Below are 1,416 nucleotides of genomic sequence, written 5' to 3' on the forward strand. Positions count from 1 at the left end.
CGACGAGGTGGAACAGGCCGCGGGCGGCGAGCTGCGCGAGCTCCGCGGTGAGCTGCGGGTCGGGGGATCGGTCGTTGACGGCGAGCAGGGTGAAGGGGGTTGCCTGGGGCCGGGACAGGCAGGCGTGGAGCGCGCGCAGGGTCTCGCCGCGCCCCTTGTAGACGGGCATGATGACGAGCACGCGGGCGTCGGCGATGGGCCGGGCCCGGGGCAGGCCGTCCCAGTCGTGCGGGTCGGGGGCGGTGAGCGGCGGCAGGGTCCCGAGATCCTCAGGCGCGCCCATCAGGCCGGCGGCGCGGCCCGCGCGCACGTAGTGCAGGAACGGCGACACCCCCGGGGCGAACAGGTGGCCGTAGGCCCGGCGGTAGAAGCGCGTCGAGAAGGTCTTGCTCGGGTCGCGGTCCTCCTCCTGCCCGTGTGAGAGAAAATGGACCGCCGGCCCGTTCTCGAAGCCGCGCGTGTCGGGATAGCGCTTCAGATACCAGGGGGCGTCGAAAAAGGGCTCGATCAGGCGCGCCTGCTCCAGCAGATCCGCGTCCTCATCGGCGGGCGGCGCGCCGTAACGGGCATCGACCGTGTCGGCCGCGATGTCGGTGCCGCGCAGCAAGGCTGTCGCCATAAAGTGGACGAAGGGCGCAAGGCCCGTCGCCTCCACGTGCGGATGATGCGCGCGGTAGGCCCAGCCGTTGAAATCGGGCCTGGGGTTGCGTCCGAGGCGCCAGCCGGTGTCGCAATAGTCGCGCACCGCGTCCGCCTCCGCCGCCAGACCGTAGCGCGCCCGGTAGAAGCCGTGGTCGAAATGCCCCGCGATCAATTGCGCCTGACGGTCCAGCCGCTCCGCCCGGTCGTCCGCCCGGTTCTCAGTCCCCGGCTCGATCGCCCCCAGCCAGCCCGTGTCCTCCACCGGCGCCCGGCTCGGCCGCAGCCCGCACACCCGCAGCAGCGCGTCGAGGGTCGAGCGACCCGGGCCCGGATCGCGCAGCTCCCGCCAGCCCGAACCGGCAAAGTGCAGGTACGGCGCCTGTGAGCCCACATCCGGGTAGGTCGCCCGGTACCAGTCCGCGTCCACCGCCGGCACGGCCAGCCGCCCGGCCTCCGCGAACGGCTCGGCCCCACCGAGCCGCGTCTCGGCCACGTAGCGGAAGAACGGGTCGTCCCGGACCGCCCGGCTGCCGGCCCGCGCCTGCACGAAGCCCGCCGGGTCGAAGTCCGGCCGCGGGCTGACGAACGCCCGCCAGCCGCCCTCCACGTAGGACCGCAGCAGCTCGGCATCCGAAGCGTCGAGCAGTGCGTCCGCCCGGGCTTCGCTCAGGCCGGCCCGGTAGTGGGCGGCGTCGAAGTAGGGCGCCAGGGTCGCGACCCGCAGGGCGAGGCCGGCGTCCCGGTCCGGGCGGGCGGGGCCGCCGTTGAGCACGT

The 1,416-nt window shown here is 74.2% G+C and carries 1 pseudogene; it reads right to left on the reverse strand.

What is annotated here, in order from left to right:
• Positions 1-1,416, reverse strand: a pseudogene (locus AAHG09_RS31730) (glycosyltransferase); the annotation flags it as partial.

The sequence above is a fragment of the Methylobacterium guangdongense genome (genome assembly GCF_038442355.1).
GTDB classification, from domain to species: Bacteria; Pseudomonadota; Alphaproteobacteria; order Rhizobiales; family Beijerinckiaceae; genus Methylobacterium; species Methylobacterium guangdongense.